We start from the raw sequence: 23,558 nt of genomic DNA, 5'->3' as shown, positions 1-23,558 counted from the left end.
ATTCTGATATCGACATGGAAATACAAAAAGGAAATGTAATGAAGATAATGAGAAAAACATTGCTAGCTTCAGCAATACTTACTCTATTTAGCGTCAGTAGTTATGCTAAAACACCGATTGATTTGGGTGTTGTAAACGAAGACAAACTGATTGAAATGCTAGTAAGACAAGGCTTAGTCGAACAAGACGCAAGCGATATTGCAAAATACGATGCTCTTGATCGTTATTTAAAGAACAAGATCAACTCTGGCTTTAAAGGCGATGCTCAATTCGGTAAAAAAGCGTTAGAACAACGAGCGAAAATACTCAAAGCCATCGAAAAAGGGTCTGGCGTTAAAAAAGCGAGCGTCTTTGCTTTGGAAGTCGGCACCAAGCGTACCGACAAGGTGCTCGCTCTTTTAGTCGATTTTCCTGATTTGAACTGGGATGACAACAGGCTAACCGAAGAGCACACGCAAATGCTCTACGAGAGCTACAACCCAGAACATTATCAAGAATTGTTGTTTTCAAATTCGGGTTACACAGGGCCGAATGGTGAAAACCTAATCTCGATGCGCCAATATTATCAAAGTGAATCGGGAGACAGTTATAGCGTTGCGGGCCAAGCTGCCGGTTGGTATCGCGCCTCGAAGCCTGCGTCTTTCTATGGTGGCAACTCCCCGACCACCGACAATGACTTGAACGCACAAGAACTGGTTCGCGAAGCGCTCAATCAATTGGCTCAAGATCCGAGCATCAACCTCGCGGATTATGACATCGAAGATCGTTACGATTATGATGGCGACGGAAATTTCCGTGAACCCGATGGCGTGATTGATCACCTAATGGTATTTCACGCATCCGTAGGCGAAGAAGCCGGTGGTGGTGTTTTAGGCCCTGATGCAATCTGGTCTCACCGATTCAACCTTGGTCGCACTCATGTGCTAGAAGGCACCTCTAGCTCGCTTCCAGAACGCTTTAACGGCCAATACGCCGCATTTGATTACACCATTCAGCCGATTGATGCGGCAGCGGGTGTTTGTGCTCACGAATATGGTCACGATTTAGGTCTGCCTGACGAGTACGACACGCAGTACACAGGTAAAGGTGAGCCCGTTTCATACTGGTCTATCATGTCTTCTGGCAGTTGGGCCGGTCAAATTGGTGGTACTCAACCAACCGCATTCAGTTCTTGGGCAAAACACTTCCTACAGAAGTCGATTGGTGGTCGTTGGATTAACGATGATCAAATCTCAATTGACGACCTAGAAGACCATCCACAGGTTTATACACTGTTCCAAACCACAGATAACAGCCGTCCGAACATGATTAAAGTGGATCTTCCGGAGAAGCAGATCGAGGGTTTGAAACCGTTTGCTGGTGGGTACTCTTTCCACTCACAAAAAGGCGATGACCTGAAAAACAGCATGACTCGTAAGTTGGTGATTCCAGTGGGTGATTCAGCGCTGCTTTCGTTTAAAACTTGGTACGAAATCGAGAAAGATTACGACTTTGCACGCGTGCTCGTGAATGGACATGCCATCGCAGGCAACATCACCTCAATGGATGACCCATACAACACGGGTCTAGTCCCTGCGATTGGTGGTGAGTCTGGCGGTTGGATTGATGCTGAGTTTGACGTTTCACAATGGACAGGCCAAGAAGTAGAGCTTTCGTTTGAGTACATCACAGACGGTGGCTTGGCAATGGAAGGTTTGTATCTGGATAACCTTACTGTGGTTGTCGATGGTGAAGTGACTGAGATAGACGATGGTGAAAGCAACTCCACCTTCGCCCTTAATGGCTACAAGCTGAGTAATGGATTCCATCAAGCCCAGCACTACTACCTATTGCAATGGCGCAGCCACATGGACGTTGATGAAGGCCTAGCTAACATCAAACGCATGGGTCAATTGATGTCATTCGATCCGGGTCTGATCATTTGGTATATCGACGAATCACTTACCGATAACTGGGTTGGCAAGCACCCAGGTGAAGGTTGGTTAGGTGTTGTAGACGCAGACCAAAACGCCATGGTATGGGAAAACTCAGGCGAAATTGCTCAAACACGCTACCAAGTTCGAGATGCTGCGTTCTCACTTAAAGATCACACGCCAATGCGACTTGTAAACAGCGACAATGATGTACTTGAAGATACCAGTTTGCTTGGTAACGCTAGCTTCTCTGACGGCCAAGACTACACTTCTCCTCAAGCGCCTGATTCAGGACGTATCCTGACGGAGTTTGGCTTAGCCGTTGATATTTTGAATCAGAGTAACGACAACGAATACGGTGTGGTGCGCTTATCTAAAGTAAGCCAACATAACGTCGCCCCTACTGCGAACTTCGAGCTCAATGTTACTGGCCTGAACCTTTCTTCACGTAACTTCAGTTCTGATCAAGACGGTGAGATCACCAGTTATCTATGGGACTTTGGTAACGGTGCAACAAGCAACGAAATGGCACCAACTTGGTCTTACGAGCAAGCCGGTGATTACACGGTGAACTTGACGGTTGTCGACGACAAAGGCGCCACTGATTCGTTCAGCTCTGTAGTGAGTGTTGAATCTCCAAACGATCTACCGGAAGCAAGTGCGAAGTACATCCACTTGGGACGCTGGGTCACCATGTGGACAACAAGCTCTGACAGTGATGGCCGTATTGTTGATACTGAATGGACACTTCCCAATGGAAAGGTAAAACGAGGTCGCACATACACTTCTATCTTCCCTTCATACGGGAAACATGAAGTGACCTTGAAGATAATCGATGACCAAGGTGGGATTACGACGAAGACCATTATGGTCGACCTGTAAGTCGCTCCAACCTCAAGTCATTGAAACAAGTACCTCGCCAATAACGTGCGTACTAATAAGCAAAGCTTAAGTACTGTTGTCATTGGATCTAAGCCAAGACAGCAGTTTTAAGAAATTGTTATTATTTAAGCCGTAAGCAAAAGCCCTACCGACATGTGAAGGGCTTTTTATTTGTCTGTATTCCAAGGAATCGTAATTTGCTCTGAGCAATAGATTTACTGATTCAAACTCGATACTCGTTATACAGGCTGCTTTTGAATACGTGATTTACGTGCGTTGAACGCGAACAATAAGATAACCGCTAACACGAATGGTAATACGTAGATATTTAAGTTCTGCCACCCTGCGGTCGATTCTAGCCAACCAGAGAGTAATGCAGTAACGGTCACACAACCAAACACAACGAATTCATTAAATGCTTGCGCCTTAGCTTTGTTTTGCGATTGGTAAGACTGACTAAACAAGCCTGTTGCAGCGATGAACATAAAATTCCAACCTACACCAAGTACCACCAAAGCCGCTCGGAAGTGCCAGATAGATTCGCCATGAATATTGATAGCAATACAAACAACAAATAATACCCCACCCGCCAAAATCATCATTCGCGAACCAAACTTCTCGATAAGTGAGCCAGTAAAGAATGCCGGTACAAACATACCCAATACGTGCCACTCGATTACACCGGCGGCCTTAGTGAAGTCGAATCCACAACCGATCATCGCCAATGGTGTTGCCGTCATTAGAATATTCATCACGGCATAAGCGACCATAGCTGCGAACACAGCACCGATAAAGTTAGGCGCTTTCACAATCACACTGAGAGGCTCGGCTTTCGGCGCCTGACGATTAAAAGAGACTTTTGGAAATCGAATGGTTTGTAAGATGAGTAACGCAAGAATGTTCAAACCAATCAAAGAGGCAAAGGCACCAATATAAAGGCCATCTTGCGACCACTGCTGAGACATGATCGCTAAGTTTGGCCCCAATACAGCGGCAAGAACGCCACCAGCCATAGAGATAGAAATTGCGCGATGTCTTGCATTTTCATCACACACTTCAATAGCAGCGAAGCGATAAAGCGTACCAAAACCAATACCTATCCCGAGTAAAAATGTGGCGAAGCAAAACAGATAGAAATGTTGTTGAGATAACGCGTAAGTCGCAAGGCTTGCTCCGGTAATTCCAACCACATTACCGATACTAAACCCTCGTTTTCGTCCTAACTTACCTGAAATTAAAGATGCAGGAATGGTGGCTGCCATTAAGCCCAAAAACTGTAAGGCAACAGGCAGAGTAATCATGCTGACACTGGGTGCAATCTGCTTACCTATCAAACCAATCACCGAAATCAGTAAGATGTTACCTGTCATCAATAAGGCCTGACACAGTGAGAGCAGCCAAACATTTCTATTCATCTTCGTTCCTAAATATGAGTACAGTTGGTCAATAGACCAAAAATACAACAAAGTCGCAACACTTTGTTACGTGTGATGAATTCAAGTAAATGGCCATTCTCTTGATAACTCGAACAATATTCCACCAAAGATACCGTGTTCTTCTCGGCTTGACGTTCTGAACGTTGAAATTATCATGACTTAAGATAATAATAATTTTTTGTTATTCATAAGCTTTATTGTTCATGAGCTTTGCTACTTAGAAGCTCTTTGATTTATGAGCTACGGAATTTAAAGGTGAGTATGATTAATCCACTTTGGCTCAATACATTTAAGACTCTGGTTGAAGTTGGACATTTCACCCAAACCGCAGAAAAGTTGTACATGACACAACCAGGAGTGAGCCAGCACATCAAGAAGCTTGAACAAGCTTGCAATTGTGACCTGCTATCTCGGGAAAATAAAAGCTTCGAGCTGACCGAACAGGGTCGGATTATGTATCGCTATGCGCTTAAGCTAGAGAAAGACCAAGAAGATCTTTTTGAGTCGTTAAGTTTCGATAACCCATATTCAGGGCAATGTAATGTCTCATGTTCTGGCTCACTCTCTTTGCGCCTTTATCCAGAGTTTCTTGAACTTCAGCAGCAACATCGAGAGTTAAACATTCACCTCGAAGCAGCACCGAACCAGAAGATATTGAACGACCTGCTGCAAGGCACAACGGATATCGGTATTGTAAGGCACTCACCTAACGACAGTTATTACCAAAGCCAAGTGATAGGCAAAGAAGCCTTGTGTCTTATTGTCCATCACAGCCTTGCCGATCTAGAAATTACCCCACAAGTTCTTCACGAGATTGGCCTGATTGCTCACCCCGATTCTGCTCACTATCTGTCTTTGTACTTCGATCTCTGCGGGGATAAAGATTTAGCGAACATTAACATCAACGAAATACCGACATCTGGTTATATCAATCAGCTTCACCAGATTCTATTACCTGTATCTAAGGGGCTGGGGTTCACTGTATTACCGGCCGGAGCCGTTGAGCACTTTGCTGAAAAGGATAAGCTGCACGTCGTACGGCCGAAGGTAGAAGTTGAAGAAACCTTATATTTGGTTCAAAAGCGGAACCGAAAACTACCACACAGATACAACACAGTGATCGAGCTAATCAAACAAAACGTCAGTAATTAGTTCGGTACAAATAGACTTAAAGCCTTTAGCTAGTTGGTTATTTCGCTGTAAGAGCTAAAGGCTTTAATGTTGAAGTGATATTTATAAAAGACCGCTACTCAGAAGCGCCAAGCCCCTCTTTAGCTCCTTCAAAGTCGTAGTTATCTAACGCACTTCGAACATCTTTAAGAACAACAGAATGCGGATACTGTGCCTGTAACTCAGTCACATATTGAGTTGCATCGTTATCATAAGCCTCGAGCAGTGATAACAATTTAGTGCGCTGCTCTTGCGTGATAAGAGGTGAATCCAATGCTTCATCACTACTTAGCTCGGTTTCCTGAGTACATGCCGCATCAGCGTCTTCAGCGCAAGGCATATCAAAGCTGCTCTCGAGCTCTTTAATCAGCTCAACTAGCTCAAGTTCACCTTGTTTAAGATCCTGCTCATTACACGCCTTATTATGAGCCTTGTGTTCTAAATCACTGAGTCGTTCAGCTAATCGTAATCCACCAATCGAAGCCGCCATACTTTTTAAAGTATGAAGATTACGCTCTAACGTTTCCCAATCGCCTTGTACTAAATTATCAGAAGCTTCCGACATCGTATCTGGCGCGACTTGGCAGAACCTATTAAGCATCTTGGCCTGCAGTCTCACATCATGATAAGTCAGTTGCTCAAATCTCGACTGAGAGAAAGTAGGTGGCTCAATTGAGGCATCAGAGCTTAATACCGCACTCTCATTAGAATCAACAGTCTGTTTCATATGTGAAGACGAGTCAGATGGCGCTCGACCTTCTACTAGCACCTCAGGAACAATGTACCTCGTAATCAAAGACATCGCTTTATCAATAACAATTGGCTTATCCAAGAAGTCGGTTACACCCGCTTTCCTCGCTCGCTGTTTCGCATCGGCAAACACATTGGCCGACATCGCAATAATAGGCACTTCTTTATTAAACTCACGAATCAATCTTGTCGCTTCAAAGCCATCCATAATAGGCATTTGAAGATCCATAAAAATCATTTCGTAATCATTGATTTGAGCTAACTCTACCGCCTCTTTACCATTCTTAGCCAAGTCAGCATTCAGTTTAGAGCGAGTGAAGAATGCCAAAGCTAGATCTTGATTCAACTCATTATCTTCAACGAGCAATACCCTTTGACCTTTGAACTCTATCTGATAATCCAATTGCAGCTCTTGGGATTTAAACTTCGCTAACTCTTCATGAGTCGCTCTTGGTAATGTCAATTCGAAAGAAAACTCACTGCCTTGTCCTAGCACACTCTCAACCGTTATCTTGCTTCCCATCGCATGAACCAACTTCTGGCTAATATTGAGTCCTAACCCTGTGCCACCGAACCTACGCGTAGTTGTACTATCCGCTTGGCTAAATGCTTCAAAGAGCTTGTGTAGATTTTCATCAGAAACTCCTATGCCAGTATCGGCCACCATCACCTTCATGGTCAGGCTGTCATCATTAGAGTCAACATGCTCCACAGTTAAGGCTACGCTGCCTTTTTCCGTAAACTTAATCGCATTACCAACAAGGTTGAGTATGACCTGGAACAGCCTCAATGGATCGCCTTGCAATGGTGTGTCTAACTCTGGGCCGATGACCATCGACAAATTGAGTTGCTTCTCAGCCGCTTTAGACTCCATCAACTCAATCACATCTCTAAAGGTCGTCACAGGATCAAACGGGATGTTATCAATAACAAGTTGCCCTGCTTCTATCTTTGAAAAATCAAGGATGTCATTGATAATACTGAGTAACGAATGGCCAGAACGGTGTACTTTTTCGATATAATTTCGAGCTACTGGGTTAGATATTTCGCCAATCGCTAGATAAGACAAACCAATAATTGCGTTCATTGGTGTTCTTATCTCATGGCTCATATTGGCTAAGAATTCCGATTTCGCTTGGCTCGCAAGATCCGCCCTCTCTTTCTCTTCTTCCAGTTGCTCGTTAAGATGCTTCATTTCAGAAATATCGAATGCCCAAAATAGCGTAGCTAACTCACCATCCAATTCGAACAAATAGTAACTCACCAAGGCGACAAATCGAGTGCCATCCGATCGCTTGAGTACCAACTCTCTATTCTCAACCTTGCCATTGAGAGCAAGCTCTTGATGCACTTCATCACGAACGGCCAAAGAATCGTGAATAGCCACCACGTCGATAGACGAAAGTGGCTGATTTTCAAAACCAAATAGGCGCTTCGCTGTATCATTGGCGTAACGAACCTTTTCCTCAAACACCACACAAGCCGCAATCGGAGAGCTATTGAGCATATTGTAGAGCTGGTTCTGCGCCTTTTTGAGGGCTTCAGTCGCTTCATTAGCAATACTGATCTGCTTCGCTAATTTACGGTTCCAGAAAATAATAAGCAGAAGGATAACCAGCGAGAAAACCGAAATGGTGTAAACCAACTTGTAGTCGACCCTTTCTATCGCTTTAGGTGCCGCCCACTTTGCTGAGATCTTCTGATGTTCTTCTGCGGAAATGTTGGCAATTGCCTTATCCAAAATTGAATAAAGCAAAGGTTCTGACTTGGTCACATGTAAGGTCGGAGAAAGGAAAAAGTCCAATCGCCCGATAATCCCCACCTCTCGGTGACCATATGAATCAATAAGATAATTGAGTACATCGACGGTATCAATCATGCCATCCAGGCTCTTATCATCCAGCATGGTAAGTCCTGTGGCGGTGGAGTCGACCAGCACCCAATCAACATTCGGGTATTTATCTACAATCGCATCGGTGTTGGCTGCATTTTTCAGAATACCTATTTTCCACCCCGTCGCTTCTTCCAACACTAAGCTACTAACATCTCGCCTCGACGCTAGCGCTAAACGGCTCGAGAACAAACTCTTTGCAGCTTTGACATTATCGCTTAACGACAGATTCTCTTTAGCCGCAGAAACTAACTCGACTTCATGGTGGTCAACCAAACGGCGTGTTTCAGACCAATTGGCAACATCTACATGCAGGATACTTAGTCCTGTTTTTTGCTCAATGAGTGTTAGATAATCATCAATCATACCGATGTATTCACCAGTATTTGATACCGCCTCATAAGGAAGAGAGTTTGGATCGATGCCTATCCGTACATCCGGATTGTTTTTAATCCACTCTCTCTCTTCTTGACTGAGATCTAAGATCTCTCCAGTCAAATTATTTACTTGATAAACATCAGCGATATAACGTTTTGCCGCATCACCAAATGAATCGAATTGCTCAACAGATGGGAAGTAAACATGATTCCGCTCTAGCGTCTTAGTATCAAAATAAAAAGTCATAGAGCCAGCATTCGTGCTTCCGCCCTTGGTTCGGTAATTGGCCACTTTGGTTACCGACGAAAAGTGGGAAGTATTCTTCTTCTCCCCGTAATCATCCACTAAGTTGCCGATGTTCCAAGATTTGATAGGACGACTATCACTATCCGCTTGAGCGGTGATCACCTGAAACGAGCTGGCGGTATCGAAAGTTTCAAACAACCTAGGCAACTCTTCAAAACGGTCATTAACGATAAAATATGCGGATATTTGTGCGATCACATTCGCTTTTTTAAGGATTTGGCTAAAGTCATTCTGGACCTGTAACTCTATGATTTCACTTAAGCCGTCATCCGCTTGCTTGAGCTTTTTTATCGCAGCGTTAAAGCTGTCTCTGATTTCTTCACTCCTAAAATCGACATAGTTCGAATACGCAATCTTATACTCATCATGCAGCGTGAGCTCTGCCATTTCAATAAAACGAGTATTGGTGATAAACCATTCAAGCACTCGTCTTTCTACCATCAACAAATCAACATTTTGCGCTCTTAACTGTGAAAATGCCGATTCAAGCCCTTCGTAATCCTCGACACGTTCAATGTCTACCTTACCCTTCAGAGCCTCAATAGAATTTTTGATTCGCGAAGTTTCATCAAATAGTAGCGCCCCTAATGAAAGATTACTCTGAGATTGGAGGTTGAGCTTTCGTCGAGTCAGTGAAACGGGGATAAACTCAATGTCGAGTACATTGTCACTCAAGAAGTGAGTATCGGGATCACCAAATTGAACGCCAGACACAAAAGCTATTGCGTTATTGCTATCAATGGCTTTTCGCGCTGCGCTAGGTGGAAGGGTGACAACGTCATCTAACTTGTAACCCATATCATTAAGGGCTCGTTGAATAATTTCATGCTCCAGACCTACCGCAGTACTATCGGGATACATATAAGGAGGATTGCTAAAACCAAATACCCCCTTAAGTGGCACTCGATAAGGGGAGGTGTCTAACCACTTTGATAAAATCCGGTTTTTATCATTAACATCGATGCTTTCAATCTGCTTGTTAACTAATGCCAGCAGCTCCTTTTCACCAGCTCGGACCACTATCGATGCTTCAAACCACTTCCAATGATCAAGCAGATAATTGACCGTTAAATCATCAACTCCTATCTTATTCGCAAGATCCATGATGGTGATAGGTTCCCCGACAACGCCTTCAACATCACCTTCACCTAGCGCACGCACAGCATCAATAACACTATCAAAATCAACACGCTCAATAGAGGTCAATTGAACGCCAGCACGCTCTAAGTCAATATCTTCATTAACCATGGCGATGCGACGCTTAGGGGTTTGATCTAGGTTGGTATCAATTGTGCTATCGGCCGGAACGATTATCGCGACTTGATAAGGCACATAGGGCTCACTCACTAGAACACGCTTATCCCCACTCAGGTCAAACTGCTGAAAAGGGAACACATCACCTCGCCCATCGAGCAGTGCGGCTTTCGCTTCTACACGTGAATTAACACTGATGAAACGAGCATTGACCCCGAATCTCTCTTCAAGATCGAGTGTCCAATCCTTGATAATTCCAGAAACCTGTCCGTTATCGTCAAGAAATGAATAGGGATAATGATTGGTAAGGGCGATAAAAGTAACCGTGGGTTTATTGTCGAGCCAGCGGTTTAACTGCGCGTCTGTCACTTCGGCGGCGCTGACACTCGCGTTGAAGCATAGCCCCGCCAATAACCACATCGTGAATAGGACGACTCTGTTTTTTAACTCCAACACGAATGCACAACATTTAGTGAAGAGATTAATCATCTTTGAATTTTTCTTTAATGGCTAAAATTTGAGGTAAGTTTTCAAACAACAATTCTACGATTCTCGGATCAAAGTGTTTGCCTTTCTGATCTTCAAACAAACTCAACGCTTCATCGACACTCCACGCCTTTTTGTAGGGTCTTTCTGCGGTCAGAGCATCAAATACATCCGCAACCGCAGCGATACGCCCAACTAAAGGAATATCTTCACCTGCTATCTGGTTTGGGTAACCACTGCCGTCCCACTTTTCATGGTGATATTGCGCAACTTGAATGGCCATTTGCATTAATTTGGAATCACCCTGCTTGCCAAGTATCTCGACACCGAACTCAACATGTTTCTGCATAGTCGCCCATTCGTCTGCATCCAACTGACCTGGCTTAAGTAACACGTTATCAGGAATACCAATCTTGCCAATGTCATGCATCGGAGCAGCATCACGCAAGGTTTCCGCGTCTTCGTCTGTCATGCCTAAAGCTTTGGCTAATATTTCGCAATAATGACTCATGCGCATAACGTGCATGCCCGTTTCATTGTCTTTGAATTCAGCTGCCCTACCCAAGATATTCAAAGTCTCTAGCTTGCCAAGATTGATCTCTTGGGTTTTCTCTTTAACTTGGCTGAACAAGGCGCGTTGTTGGTCATACAACGCAATATGGGTCTTCACACGCTGTAGAGCAATTTCAGGGGTAATAGGTTTCGTTAAATAATCAACAGCGCCTAAAGACAGCCCTTTCACTTCGGCTTCAGGGTCAATTTTGGCGGTCACAAATATAATCGGGATATGCGCGGTATTAGGCTGAGATTTTAGCTGACTGCATACCTCATAGCCATCGATATCAGGCATCATAATATCGAGGAGAATTAAGTCAGGCTGTGGCACCATCTTCGCTATCTTGATGCCAATGGTACCGTTAATGGCTACCTTTACTTGGTAGGTATCTTTGAGTATTGCAGTTAACACATCCAAGTTACTTGGCGTGTCATCTACTACTAACACTATTGGTTTACGACTCATTGATGCCTCATATAAAAATCAAACAGTTATAACCATAGTGTAGATGGCTTTTCGTACCACTCAACATGAAAATGACAATTGTTTGTTAGAAATTTAAGTTAGATCTTCGAGTGACATCAAACTGACGATTGAAGACCGTTTTGATAACATCAGAGTCAAATCGCTGACGAGACTGATATGATAAACATAAAAAAATCCGAGTGTTAAAATAACACTCGGATTTTGACATCCTTGATGTATCGTTCAACCGATTATTGTCACTTAATTGATCAACATTACAGCATAGTGATGGTCTCTTTATTTGTCCGAAATTTAAGAACTTCAAAGAGATAACTACTTATCACTCCACACCGCCATCTCGTTGCCACTTGGCTCTCGAAAGTGGAAGCGTCGACCACCAGGAAAACTGAATATCTCGCGGTTTACTTCCCCACCAGCCTCAATCACGTCACGTTCGGTCTGCTCAAGGTCTTCGCTATAGAAAACCATCAACGCTGCACCTTTGTCTGCATTAGACACCAGATCCGCCGAGTAAAACCCGCCCATTAAGCCTTTACCTTCAAAAGCAGAATATTCAGGCCCATGATCTTCAAATTTCCAAGCAAACACTTGGCTGAAAAACGCCTTGGTTGTCGCGATGTCGCGCGCTGCAAATTCAATATAGTTGATTGAGCCATGTTCCATATCTGCTTCCTTTTACTTTCGAACTTCAACCTAATGAGACAAGTCAAAGTGGCTTAAAATCTAATCTTAGACGATCACCTCAAATGGCATCACTTTTTACGAACTACCGGGTAATCCGAACCATGCAGCTCTTGAACGAAACCAGACCCATCTCCGCTATGCGTGATCCATACTTTCTCTTTCGCACGAGTCATTGCCACGTAGAAAAGGCGACGCTCTTCAGCATAAGGGAACACGTCTGACGATTCTGTTAACGCACCATCAATATGCAGCTGTTTTTTCTTCGCTGGGAACTGCCCTTCATCGACACAAAGGATAATGACGAAATCGGCTTCTTTACCCTTACTGGCGTGACAAGTCATGAAGCTGATGTCTATGGAGGTAAAGATCTTCTTCCAGTCTTCCAACAACTCTGGTTTGTGGTAATGATTACGACCAAGCAACAGGACAGACTTATTAGTTTTGCCCTTAGATTGACGATTCAATTGGTCGAGGATCTTCTCAACTTCTTTACTTGGCGCACTGTACACCGACTTCTGCTTCTGTTGTTTGAAGCTGTTCAATTCTTTCGGCAATTGAATCGGGTTTTCTTGTACGAAGCGATTGGCAACCGCACCTAACTGATTGTTAAATCGATAAGTGGTATCTAGGTGGTGAATCGTCGAACTCTCGAAACGGTCTTTAAATCCAGTCGTGAGATCCACATCGGCGCCTGCAAATTGGTAGATTGACTGCCAGTCATCACCCACTGCAAAAATAGAAGCTTGGTGCTGAGCTTTCGACTGATTACACAGCGCTTCAACCAAAGCAAGACGATCAGGTGAGATATCTTGATACTCATCGATCATGATGAACTTCCAAGGCGAGATAAACTTACCCTTTTCGACGTATTGGGTCGCGCGGCTTATCATGGTCGAGAAGTCGATATGGTTCTCTTCTTTCAGTGCTTTCTGCCATGCCGTCACACAAGGCCAACACAGGGAGAGTTCACTGTTAAGGCGCGTGTAATCTCGGTGATCAATAAGCTGCTGTTGTACTTCTTTTTTAGTTAGGCCTGACGCATTCAGCTGTTCAAGTTGCTTCTCGAGCCAGCCAATCAATTTGAGGTTTGAAACATGGCTCCCAAGTTCATCATCACCCGTTAGATAGGCAATTGGCCATTTAGACAAGTGCTTTTGCCAACGCTTGAAGTTGGTCGGTGTCATCCAGTGCTTCTTCAACCAATCAATACACCAAGCTTGGCGCTGATTATCATCCAAGGCTAATGGAGAAATCACAACACGCTCGGTTTCAACCTGATTCAGGATCTTCAAACCTAACTGGTGGAAAGTGCTCACTTGTACCTTCTCGGCGGATAAGCCGATTTTGCTATCCAAACGCTGCTTCATCTCTTCCGCGGCTTCACGCCCAAATGCGAGCAGTAGAAGCTCTTCAGCTTGCGCCTGATGACTTTGCAATAGATAAGCGACGCGAGCAGTCAACACACTGGTTTTACCCGAGCCAGCACCTGCAAGAATCAGGTTATGGTTATCGTTCATCAAAACTGCGTATTGCTGCGACAAGTTCAAAGGAGACGACTCACACTGAGCAAACAACACTTCCCAGTTCTTCCTTTCTGTCTCTAGCCATTGCTGGTTTCGTTCTGCTTGCTTGATCTCGGTTTCAGATAGCCAAGGCTGCATTCGCGCAATACGGTTTGGCATGCGCTGTGCGGCTTCGTCTAAAGTCATTGTCATGCTTTCTAAACCAGCGTTGACCATGTCGACCCAAGTGTTGACTTTAGAATGAGGTAAGAAGGCTGGAAGCTGCTCCAGACGTGTTAATTCGGCTTCCCATTTAGGAACGTGCTCAGCCAATTGTTCACACTGTGTGTCGTGCCATTTTTGATAAGCTGCAACCGATGTACGTGCAAACTGACGACATTGATCCCATGGCAAACCTTGAACTAACCAACTGCGCTGTTTACCGTCTTGTTGGTTAGCAAAAAACTGTAACGATCCCCAAAACAATCCGCGCTTTATCGCTATCTTGCCACTCCAAATAGTAAACGGGATGCGTTCCTCACTGCCCACTGAAGATAACAGCAGACGTGAACCATCAAGTTCAACCTGATGATATTCATTTTGAATAAAAAACTGTGCAGTCTTGTTAGCGCTTAGCTGCATTGGAGTGTGCTCTTAATTAGGAATATTGAATTTATATCATGATGCAATGAGAATTAATAATATCTCATATCTTATCGACGCTTTCATGACCACCTACGGGCAATTATGGATAAGTATCAAATTCTTGTGCTTGATTTCTGTTAGGATTATGGTTTTTAGTGTGTCAAGTGAGCGACTGTGGACTTTTCAGCCAAATTACGCCTCTATTGGGCGAATAAAACCATAAATTACAGCGTATTAATTCTCATCACTCTGCTCGGTGTTGTCGTTCCTGCTTGGTATTATGGGCAAAACACACTCATCACTCCATTGATCTTAGGTGTCATCGCCGCTGCACTAGCAGAAAGTGATGACAGCTTCACGGGACGCTTGAAAGCGCTCACCCTGACCTTTATCTGTTTTGCGATCGCCGCCTTTTCTATAGAACTGCTGTTCGACACACCTTGGTTATTCTCGCTAGGTCTTTTCGCATCCACATTCTCGTTCATTATGCTCGGCGCCATTGGGCCTAAATACGCCAGTATCGCCTTTGGTTCTCTGCTGGTTGCTATCTACACCATGCTCGGCGCTCATGAGAGCATCAACTTATGGTTCCAACCGTTATTGCTCTTAACAGGCGCGGCATGGTACTACTTCATGTCGATGATCTGGCAGATTGTGTGGCCAATGCAACCTGTGCAGCAAAACCTTGCTAACGTGTTTGATCAGATTGGCACCTACATGGGATCTAAGGCAGAACTGTTCTACCCAGTATCTGATCTTATCCCTCAGCCGCACCGCATTATTGAAGCCAAATTAAATGCGAGTACCGTCAATGCACTCAATATGTGTAAAGCAACCCTGCTTAATCGCTCTAAACGCGGACACATTGACGGACCCAGTGATCGATTCTTAAATACTTACTTCATCGCACAAGATATTCACGAGCGTGTGAGTTCAACCCACTACCGTTATCAAGAACTAGCCAAACACTTTGAGCGCTCTGATGTACTGTTTCGTTTTAAGTATCTGCTGGAAGCACAAGCAACCGCGTGTAAAGAAGTGGCGAGCTCACTAAAGATTGGCGCAGAATACCAACATGGCGATAAATCGGTATTGGCGCTTGATGAACTGATGTCTTCACTTAATCATCTACATCAGCAAAACAAACCAGAATGGAAGCCATTGCTGAGCCAATTGGATTATCTATTCAATAACCTTGCTACGGTCGAAAAGCAGCTATCGAACATCAGTAACCCAGATGCAGAGAAGTTAGAAGAAGATGTCTTAGACGATACCAATCCGCACACCTTGACTGCGATGTGGCAAAAGATAAAAGCCAACCTGCATACAGATTCGATGCTGTTTCGTCACGCGATTCGTATGGCCATTACGCTAACTTTCGGTTACGGCATTATTCAAGGTTTTGATATTGAACGCGGCTACTGGATTCTACTGACAACGCTATTTGTGTGTCAGCCAAACTACAGCGCTACTCGCCAAAAGCTGACTGCGCGTGTCATTGGCACCGTTGCAGGCTTATTAATTGGCGTTCCGCTACTGACCTTCTTCCCTTCTCAAGAGAGCCAGTTGGTGTTCATTGTGATCAGTGGCGTGATGTTCTTCGCTTTCCGTATCAACAACTACGGATTCGCAACTGGCTTTATCACCCTGTTGGTACTGTTCTGCTTTAACCAACTTGGAGAAGGCTACGCCGTGGTGCTGCCAAGACTGGCAGATACCTTCATCGGCTGTGCCCTCGCTGTATTGGCGGTCGTTTATGTGTTGCCTGACTGGCAATCAAAACGACTGCATAAAGTAATGGCTGATGCTCTTGATTCCAACAAGAACTACCTTGCGCAGATCATTGGCCAATATCGTGTAGGTAAGAAAGACACGCTGAATTACCGTATCGCCCGCCGCAGCGCACACAATAACGATGCGAATCTGACTGGTGCTATCAGTAGCATGTTGGTTGAGCCGGGCAAATATCGTACTTCTGAAGATGAGAGCTTTCGCTTTCTGACGCTGAATCACGCCCTACTCAGCTATATTTCAGCACTGGGCGCACACAGAACGCGTATTGACGACGAATCTACACACAAGCTCGTTCTCGATGCACACCGTGTGATACACGAGCACCTTGATGCTCTGAATGACCAACTCTATTCACATCGTGAACAGTGTGAGGTTAAAAATGTATACGACCCTGAACTTGATAAACGTCTAAGTGAGTGGCGAGAAGAAGATGAAAGCTCTGTCAGAATGGTCTTACAACAGCTTCATTTAATTTATCGAATGCTTCCAGAACTGCATACCCTAGCGACCAAGTTTGCGGTCAAGGTGAAGATTGATAAACCGCTCGATAAAGCGGATTCTTAATTGACAAACAAAATACTGTAAAAACAAAAAGATAGCATTAATTGTACACCTTTTGAACATTTGTTACAGTTATATGTTGCTCTACCAATACCTTTAATTGAGTAGAGCAACTGCTTACCTACGCTTACCACATAAGGGTTAAGACGATTTTTACATTGTAGGAATTTTCTGACTTTGATTGACCAAGCCTTAACTTTACCTAACATTTCTCGGACAAAAAACGACCAGAGGAATTTATAGTTGTCTTAGTTCTAGGAAATTACAAATTTCGTTTGATATTCACTTAATCTTGTTTGATTTCCTGCACCAGTAGTCTATGCTCAATTGAGCATATGGATTTGAAGCAAGGTCACATTATGAATACACAACAATTTGAAGCATTCAAACAACAGATTCAGCTTCTTAGCCCACAGCAATTAAAAGCGTTGCAGGGCGAGATTGACGGTAATCTTGAAACGGAACAACAAACTCTTCTTACTGATGAGGAGCTAAATGCATTGAACGATCTGTTCAGTTAATAGACAGACGTCACTATTTTAGCTTAAGTACACTGTTTCACTGTAAATTTTACCCCTTCACCATTGCGCTCAAAATATCGTCCACCTAGACTTATTCAACACGTCAATTAAAGGTTCTGCTATGTCGATATCTGGTATTCAATCTGGTTACGCCATTATTCAGCAGTCAAACAACATGGCTGAAGAAGCCGCGCTCGAACTCAATCAAGCCTCACAACACACTCCTGAATCCGATGATGCTTTCAAAGGCAGTGATCTCAGCTTCAACCAAGTAGAGCCTGAACAATCCATTTCGTTTAAAGACAAAGACCCAGAACCTGTTTCATCCTCAACCGATTCACTATTGAAACTAACCCAAAGTGCCAGTTATAACCGTGTGGGTGCGAGTGTGGTTGATCGTCAAAACGAAGCGATCGGTAGTCTTCTAGACATCCACATCTAAGCGATACTTATCGTTCGCACTTATTTTCAATGTTCTAAATCGACTTGATTCAACCACTTTGGACGCTTTTTGACGCAATAAGCACACAAACTGTAACTCATTATATCTGACGCTTGTTTCTGGTTTATTACTCGGTAGAATCAGCGCAAACCAATTTGCTGCACAAACTTTACTTCATACTATTTATGCCAAAACTAAATCTGCATCGCCGTGACTATGTTTCTATTTTAGGAGGCGACATCTCCGCAGACGAATTAGAAAAAAAGCTTCAACCTCACTTTGAAAAACCAGTAAACAAGCTGACACCTAGCCCCTATCTGACAGAAAAAAATCTCACACGCCGTTGGGCTGCTCTCGATAACGCAGAATCGCAAAAAGAGCTACTCGACTCCCATACTGAAAGTCAGATTCAAGCTTATGAGAAAAACATCGAACACTTCATTGGAACAGTGAAAGTGCCTGTTGGTGTCTCTGGACCGCTAAGAGTCAATGGCCTGTTTGCTGAGGGAGATTACTTGGTACCACTCGCAACTACTGAGGCAGCGCTTGTCGCGTCTTACAACCGTGGTTCAAAGCTGATTACAGCTTGTGGTGGCGCAAGTGCGATGTTGCTCAATGAAGGCGTAACACGTACTCCCGGTTTTGCATTCCAAGGTTTAGTAGAAGCAGGACAGTTTGTGGCTTGGGCTGTCACCCAATATGAGCAATTTAAAACCTTAGCTGAATCAACCACATCACACGGCAAGCTTACCGACATCAATATCAACATCGAAGGCAACCATGTCTACTTGGTGTTTGAATTTCTAACTGGAGACGCTTCTGGTCAGAATATGGTGACCATCGCGACCAATGCCGTGTTTGAATACATCATCGAAAACACACCAGTTAAGCCTGACCATGCTTTCCTTGATGGCAACTTATCGGGCGACAAAAAAGCTAATACCCAAACCTTACGCAGTGTTCGTGGTAAAAAGGTCACTGCCGAAGTAAACATTCCTGCTGAGCTTGTTGCTAAGTATCTACATACCACGCCAGAGAAGATGGTTCAGTTTGGTCAAATGACCACTGTGGGCGGCGCTTTGAGTGGCACGATTGGTATCAATGCCCACTACGCAAATGCACTTGCTGCACTTTACATTGCTTGCGGCCAAGACGCGGCGTGTGTGGCTGAGTCTGCGATTGGTATGACTCGCATGGAACTGAACAAAGAAGGCGGCTTATACGCGAGCGTGACCCTACCTAACTTGATGTTGGGAACTGTCGGTGGTGGTACTGGGTTGCCAAGCCAAAAAGCATGTCTCGATTTGTTAGGACTGCACGGTAACGGTAAATCACAAGCCTTAGCCGAAGTCTGTGCTGCACTGTGTTTAGCCGGTGAGCTTTCCATCGTAGGTGCATTTTGCGCAGGCCACTTTTCACGAGCTCACCATAAGCTGGCTCGTAAATAACCTTTATCCAATTTGGCTTGTTCGGTTTTGTCGTTCATGCAAAATCACAAGCCAATCTGAATACGTGAGTTACACATGGATTACTTACACTTATCGAGAGTGAGTCTTAAGCACCTCACTGCGCTGCATATTATGCTGAACACCCACAGTGTGACTCAAACGTCTGAGCAACTTTGTGTGAGCCCTTCGAGTGTAAGTAAAACACTCTCGCAATTGCGTGACATCCTTAACGATGAACTCTTCTATCGAGACGGCACCAAGCTAATCCCAACACCTTTCGCCTTAAAGATAGCTCCAACCGTTCATGCCATTCTTTCTAGTATGAATGGACTCCTTCATCAGAAGAGTTTTACTCCAGAGGAGTATCAAGGCAGCTTTTCGCTCTCTATGCGTGAAAGCACCTTTGAAGTGTTCGCCTCAAAGATCAGCAAAATCACCACTGAACTAGCGCCTAAAGCGAAACTCAATATCTATTCGAAACAGCAACTTGGCTTCGATGCTTTGCTTAGTGGTAAAGTGAATCTGATCTTGTTGCCCCATGATATCTCTCAGCCGCCAACCGATAACAAAGAGCTGGTTTGGGAAACGATTCTGCCCGATGAGATGGTGTGTTTGATGGGTGCCCACCACCCGCTCGCTCAACAAGAACTGACGGTCGAGGGCTATTTAGATTACAAGCACATTGGTATTTTAGATAACGAACTGTCTCAACCTTACTTTGAGCAAAACTTAGTTCAATGCCACCAACCGCGAGAAATGGCGATATCTGTAGCGGACTTTGGTGCTGCAGCCGTACTTTGTCATCACACGCCTTTCTTGTTCACCTGTTCAAAGCAATGGGCTGAGCATGCAAAACAAGCACAAGGTTTGGTGAGTAAGCCACTTCCCTTCGATTACGGTAAAGTGGCGTACAGCCTAGTATGGAACAAACCAAACATGAATGACCAAGCCATCAAATGGCTATGTGACTTGTTCTTAGAAGCTTAATCCTTTTAAAGACTTAACGTTCTTTGAAGCCTGACTGAGCATCTAAACAATTTAGAAGCTAGGTATAAACCTCTGGCGTTTGCATCGGTCTTTGAACTATCGCGTAGAGTTTGTCGTGAAAGCTCTGCATTTGTTGCTCTGTACACTTAGGCCATTCTAGCGCTTCGTCGATCACGCCGTGATGTTGAAACGCATTGAGCCGAATCCGGACATCACTTGGCAATCCATTTAAGTAGTAGCCAACTTGCTCTATCTCGTCCTCAAGGTCACTTTTGTCCGGAATATGCAGCAACCGAACTTCATGCAACTTACCTTGTCGCGCCAAGTAATTGATGGTTTCAAACACACGATGGTTTCCTCTGCCGACCAACCATTGGTGTGTTTCTGATTGCCAAGATTTAAGGTCGATCATCGCACCATCAAGGTAAGGCAATACTCGCTCCCACCCTTGTTGCGACAACGAACCATTGCTGTCAATAAAACACGTTAAATGTGCTAGCTGCGGCTCGCTTTTAATCGCTTTAAATAAATCAATGATAAACGGCAGTTGCATGGTCGCTTCGCCACCCGAGACGGTAATACCGCTCAAGAAGAATTGGTTATGCCTAACGAGTTCAAGTACCTCCAAGACCGTCATCGATGTGATTTTTGGGCTCGATTTATGATTACAGATGTCTATGCACTGATCGCAGTGGGTGCAAGCCACCGGATCCCACTTCACTTTGCCATCAACGGTGCTCAACGCACCGCTTGGACACCCGCTGACGCAGTCTCCGCAATGGTTACAGTGATTAATGGTGTGTGGGTTGTGACAGGTTATACAATCGAAATTGCACCCCTGTAGGAACAGCACTAGGCGATTTCCCGGTCCATCAACACAAGAAAAGGTCAGCACACGGCTGACCTTCGCTTGTTTTTCTGTCTTATTGTTATTAACCCTAGCCATTTGAGTTGTTAGATCAGAAATTTTCATAATTAATGTGATTCGATTGCAACGCTATTCGTACGTTGGCGACATATCTAAGCTCGCGACGCGTGGTTTACGTTCTAAAATGCCCGTGTTCTTCGCAGCCTCGGCTCCCAAGAAAGTCGTGTTAGTACGCGAACCTTGCTCGTCATATTTAGCAATGTCTGAAAGCTTAATCATGTAACCCGTCACACGAACCAAATCGTTCGATGCCACGTTGGCAGTAAACTCACGGTAACCCGCTTGGATTGCGCCTTTGCACAAGTTAAACATCGCTTCAGGGTTAGACTTCACTGTTTCGTCGATGGTCAAAATGTCGCTGATACCTGAGGTATAGAACTTATGGTGACCCGCAGTTGCGCGAACGTAAGAGACAGGATCCGGCTCCGTACCATAAGGAATACGCACGCCTGGCGTTACATCTTCATCTAAGCTGATACCACCTTGAGCGTGTAATAGAGCCTTGCCTTCCACCCCATACTTCACTTCAGAGTTTTCAACGATCTCAGCCAGTTTTTCTGAGATACGATGCCCAAGTTGGTTTGCTTGTTCGTCATGACCATAACGCCCTACTTTGCCCTCTTTTTCCATCAAGATGTTGACTGCTTCAGCCATACCGTAAATACCAAACATTGGCGCAAAACGGTCTTCTTCAATCAAACCTTCTTTGGTTAAAAAGCCTTCGAAGAAATTAGACTCTTCATGCAAGAAACGGCTACGCGCGTTCATTAGCTCGATCATGATACCGCTGTAGTTTGGTAGCATTTGTTGTAAGAAATCGGCACTGTCATCAGACTTCAACGCCACTTGCTTCAGGTTCATGCGAACTAACGTGTTTGAACCTCCCGCTAAAGGTAGCGAGTTGTAGCAACTCACGATACCAAAACGCTTATCACCATACGCTGCGGCATGTGCAGGATAGTTGGCGATGTGTGGCTTGCTGCATTCGCAAATGTTGCTCGCTGCATGACGCAACAGATCATCCGGCGTCACTGCAGGGTCGTACATAAAAGTTAAGTTAGGTGCGATCTGCTTGAGCTCAGCATCGACACGTAAAATAGTACGGCAGATGATGTTGTCGGTAGGGCCGATATTCACATGCATGAAGGCATCTGGCAACGTGCGGTCCAACATAATCCAGAACAGCTTAAGCTTTTGATAAACCTGCTCTTCCGTTAAGTCGCCAACGAAAGGTATCAACACATCGTCCAGTTGACCTAGGTAAACCGGAATGGAAGTCACTGACGGAACGTGGTGATAAAGGATGGTCAGCATGTTCAATGCTTCGTCGAAATTAGTTGCCGCGCTAAGCTCTAAATACTTTGAGCCTTGATGTAAGTATTTAGAATAATCGGGAAGCACATAGCGCGGCTTAAATGGGGCGTGACCTTCAAACATGTCACATAGCACACCTTGTTGTAAGGCTTGCTCTACTTCATTGCTTACCGGCATATACGGCAGGCTCGCTTCAGCTTCTAAAGCAAGATAGCTCGATTTCTGTTTTGGCGACAGATTGGCATCTGAAATGATATTGCTAAAGCGTTGTTGTTGCTCTGAAAGTTGTGGAGAAGCAGATTGGTGGCTCATGGTTAAACCCTTAAAATTGTTATGGGCTTATTTTATCTCTCACCGTTACATTTCCACTAATGAAATGTATGCAAGACTATTTTTCCAAAATGGAAATTTTGTATTTGGAATTAGCCGTCATCAAGACACTAGCTCTAGGAATAGGAATAGTCCGTTTAAAACACCAAGCCGTAAAAATAGAAAAACCCACATAACTGGCTTTAAGGCCGTTGATGTGGGTTTCGTTATTTAGGTTTGCTCTGTCAGAGTTGGCTAAAAGCAATACTCTTTACAAATAAGGGAAGCAATTACAGATGAGGAAGCACTTGTTTGCGTCCAACACCCATCAGTACTTTTAACTCACCTTGTGGTGTATCAACCGAGAACGGTGTCGACACTTCAACAACAGAGAAACCTGCCGCACTCAACACATTCTGCGAGCGCTGCTGGCTTACGCCATAATCTTTACTGTCGTTTTCTAGGCACCAATCCCAGTGGACAAACGTGCCGTCGTTTTCAAGCAATGTGTAAATCAGACTGACTGTGTCTTGTAGGTTCGGGATAAAACCACACACCGAAGAAGCAACCACTAGATCAAACTGGTTTCTGAATGCTGGATGCTGCGCTGCTAGTCCGCGCGATAAAATATCAACAACCGGTTCAACGTTTGGTAGCTCTTTCTTATCTAACTCTTCAATCATCCCTTCGGAGATGTCGAGTGCGATGATCTCTTTTGCTAAAGGAGATATTTTCTGGCTGAGTAGTCCTGTACCACAACCAAAATCAAGGACACGGGTTCCGTTCAGATCAACGAGCTGTGTCAACTGGTCAAATACGGACTGTGCGAATACTGCGGTCGCGGGATCTTTATCCCAATCAACGGCGTACTCGTCCCATTGTTTCGCCATCATGGCCTCCATCTTTACTTCTTGT

15 protein-coding genes are annotated in these 23,558 nt (G+C 44.4%); 7 read left to right on the top strand and 8 right to left on the bottom strand.

Annotation, left to right across the window (positions count from 1 at the left end):
• Positions 1 to 38 precede the first annotated feature (38 nt).
• Complete coding sequence (locus L1D22_RS08055; protein WP_239829339.1) at positions 39 to 2,795, top strand: immune inhibitor A domain-containing protein; 2,757 nt, start codon at positions 39 to 41, stop codon at positions 2,793 to 2,795.
• A gap of 239 nt (positions 2,796 to 3,034) precedes the next feature.
• Here L1D22_RS08055 and L1D22_RS08050 read toward each other — a convergent pair whose 3' ends face one another.
• On the bottom strand, positions 3,035 to 4,210 hold the full coding sequence (locus tag L1D22_RS08050) for an MFS transporter (RefSeq protein WP_239829338.1): 1,176 nt from the start codon (positions 4,208 to 4,210) through the stop codon (positions 3,035 to 3,037).
• Positions 4,211 to 4,492: 282 nt separating this feature from the next.
• Here L1D22_RS08050 and L1D22_RS08045 point away from each other — a divergent pair, with 282 nt between their 5' ends.
• A complete protein-coding gene (locus L1D22_RS08045; RefSeq protein ID WP_239829337.1) occupies positions 4,493 to 5,383 on the top strand; it encodes a LysR family transcriptional regulator in 891 nt (296 codons plus the stop codon).
• Between the two features lie 94 nt (positions 5,384 to 5,477).
• Here L1D22_RS08045 and L1D22_RS08040 read toward each other — a convergent pair whose 3' ends face one another.
• From L1D22_RS08040 to helD, 4 genes are all read right to left on the bottom strand, one after another.
• Positions 5,478 to 10,400 (bottom strand): transporter substrate-binding domain-containing protein, encoded by a 4,923-nt coding sequence (locus tag L1D22_RS08040; RefSeq protein WP_239829368.1) that lies wholly within the window; start codon positions 10,398 to 10,400, stop codon positions 5,478 to 5,480.
• A 61-nt stretch (positions 10,401 to 10,461) separates the two neighbouring features.
• The gene (locus tag L1D22_RS08035; RefSeq protein ID WP_239829336.1) at positions 10,462 to 11,487 is read right to left on the bottom strand and encodes a two-component system response regulator; all 1,026 of its coding nucleotides are present in this window, start codon (positions 11,485 to 11,487) and stop codon (positions 10,462 to 10,464) included.
• A 333-nt stretch (positions 11,488 to 11,820) separates the two neighbouring features.
• Positions 11,821 to 12,171: a VOC family protein gene (locus L1D22_RS08030; RefSeq protein ID WP_239829335.1), complete on the bottom strand. Its 351-nt coding sequence runs from the start codon at positions 12,169 to 12,171 to the stop codon at positions 11,821 to 11,823.
• Between the two features lie 89 nt (positions 12,172 to 12,260).
• Positions 12,261 to 14,336: a DNA helicase IV gene (gene helD / locus L1D22_RS08025; protein WP_239829334.1), complete on the bottom strand. Its 2,076-nt coding sequence runs from the start codon at positions 14,334 to 14,336 to the stop codon at positions 12,261 to 12,263.
• A gap of 177 nt (positions 14,337 to 14,513) precedes the next feature.
• On the opposite strand from helD, the gene yccS reads away from it, so the two are divergent.
• The 5 genes from yccS to L1D22_RS08000 all read left to right on the top strand — a co-directional run bounded on the left by yccS (position 14,514) and on the right by L1D22_RS08000 (position 20,092).
• Entirely contained in the window at positions 14,514 to 16,697 is a 2,184-nt protein-coding gene (gene yccS, locus L1D22_RS08020) for a YccS family putative transporter (protein WP_239829333.1), read from the top strand.
• Positions 16,698 to 17,029: 332 nt separating this feature from the next.
• Entirely contained in the window at positions 17,030 to 17,215 is a 186-nt protein-coding gene (locus L1D22_RS08015) for a hypothetical protein (protein ID WP_239829332.1), read from the top strand.
• A 121-nt stretch (positions 17,216 to 17,336) separates the two neighbouring features.
• Positions 17,337 to 17,657, top strand: a complete 321-nt coding sequence (locus tag L1D22_RS08010; RefSeq protein ID WP_239829331.1) for a hypothetical protein — start codon at positions 17,337 to 17,339, stop codon at positions 17,655 to 17,657.
• A gap of 185 nt (positions 17,658 to 17,842) precedes the next feature.
• Entirely contained in the window at positions 17,843 to 19,105 is a 1,263-nt protein-coding gene (locus L1D22_RS08005) for a hydroxymethylglutaryl-CoA reductase (RefSeq protein WP_239829330.1), read from the top strand.
• A 75-nt stretch (positions 19,106 to 19,180) separates the two neighbouring features.
• On the top strand, positions 19,181 to 20,092 hold the full coding sequence (locus L1D22_RS08000; RefSeq protein ID WP_176679885.1) for a LysR family transcriptional regulator: 912 nt from the start codon (positions 19,181 to 19,183) through the stop codon (positions 20,090 to 20,092).
• Between the two features lie 58 nt (positions 20,093 to 20,150).
• Here the strand turns inward: L1D22_RS08000 and L1D22_RS07995 are convergent, their stop codons facing one another.
• The 3 genes from L1D22_RS07995 to L1D22_RS07985 all read right to left on the bottom strand — a co-directional run bounded on the left by L1D22_RS07995 (position 20,151) and on the right by L1D22_RS07985 (position 23,533).
• Positions 20,151 to 21,065 carry a YjjW family glycine radical enzyme activase gene (locus L1D22_RS07995; protein ID WP_239829329.1) on the bottom strand — a complete coding sequence of 305 codons (915 nt, stop codon included), beginning with the start codon at positions 21,063 to 21,065 and terminating at the stop codon, positions 20,151 to 20,153.
• A gap of 24 nt (positions 21,066 to 21,089) precedes the next feature.
• Entirely contained in the window at positions 21,090 to 22,646 is a 1,557-nt protein-coding gene (locus L1D22_RS07990; RefSeq protein WP_239829328.1) for a YjjI family glycine radical enzyme, read from the bottom strand.
• A gap of 287 nt (positions 22,647 to 22,933) precedes the next feature.
• On the bottom strand, positions 22,934 to 23,533 hold the full coding sequence (locus tag L1D22_RS07985; RefSeq protein ID WP_239829327.1) for a methyltransferase: 600 nt from the start codon (positions 23,531 to 23,533) through the stop codon (positions 22,934 to 22,936).
• Positions 23,534 to 23,558: the final 25 nt, after the last annotated feature.

It is taken from the genome of Vibrio sp. Isolate34 (assembly GCF_022397915.1).
Classification (GTDB): domain Bacteria; phylum Pseudomonadota; class Gammaproteobacteria; order Enterobacterales; family Vibrionaceae; genus Vibrio.
The sequence above is the reverse complement of the archived record's forward strand: the minus strand, read 5'-3'. Positions and strand labels throughout refer to the sequence as shown.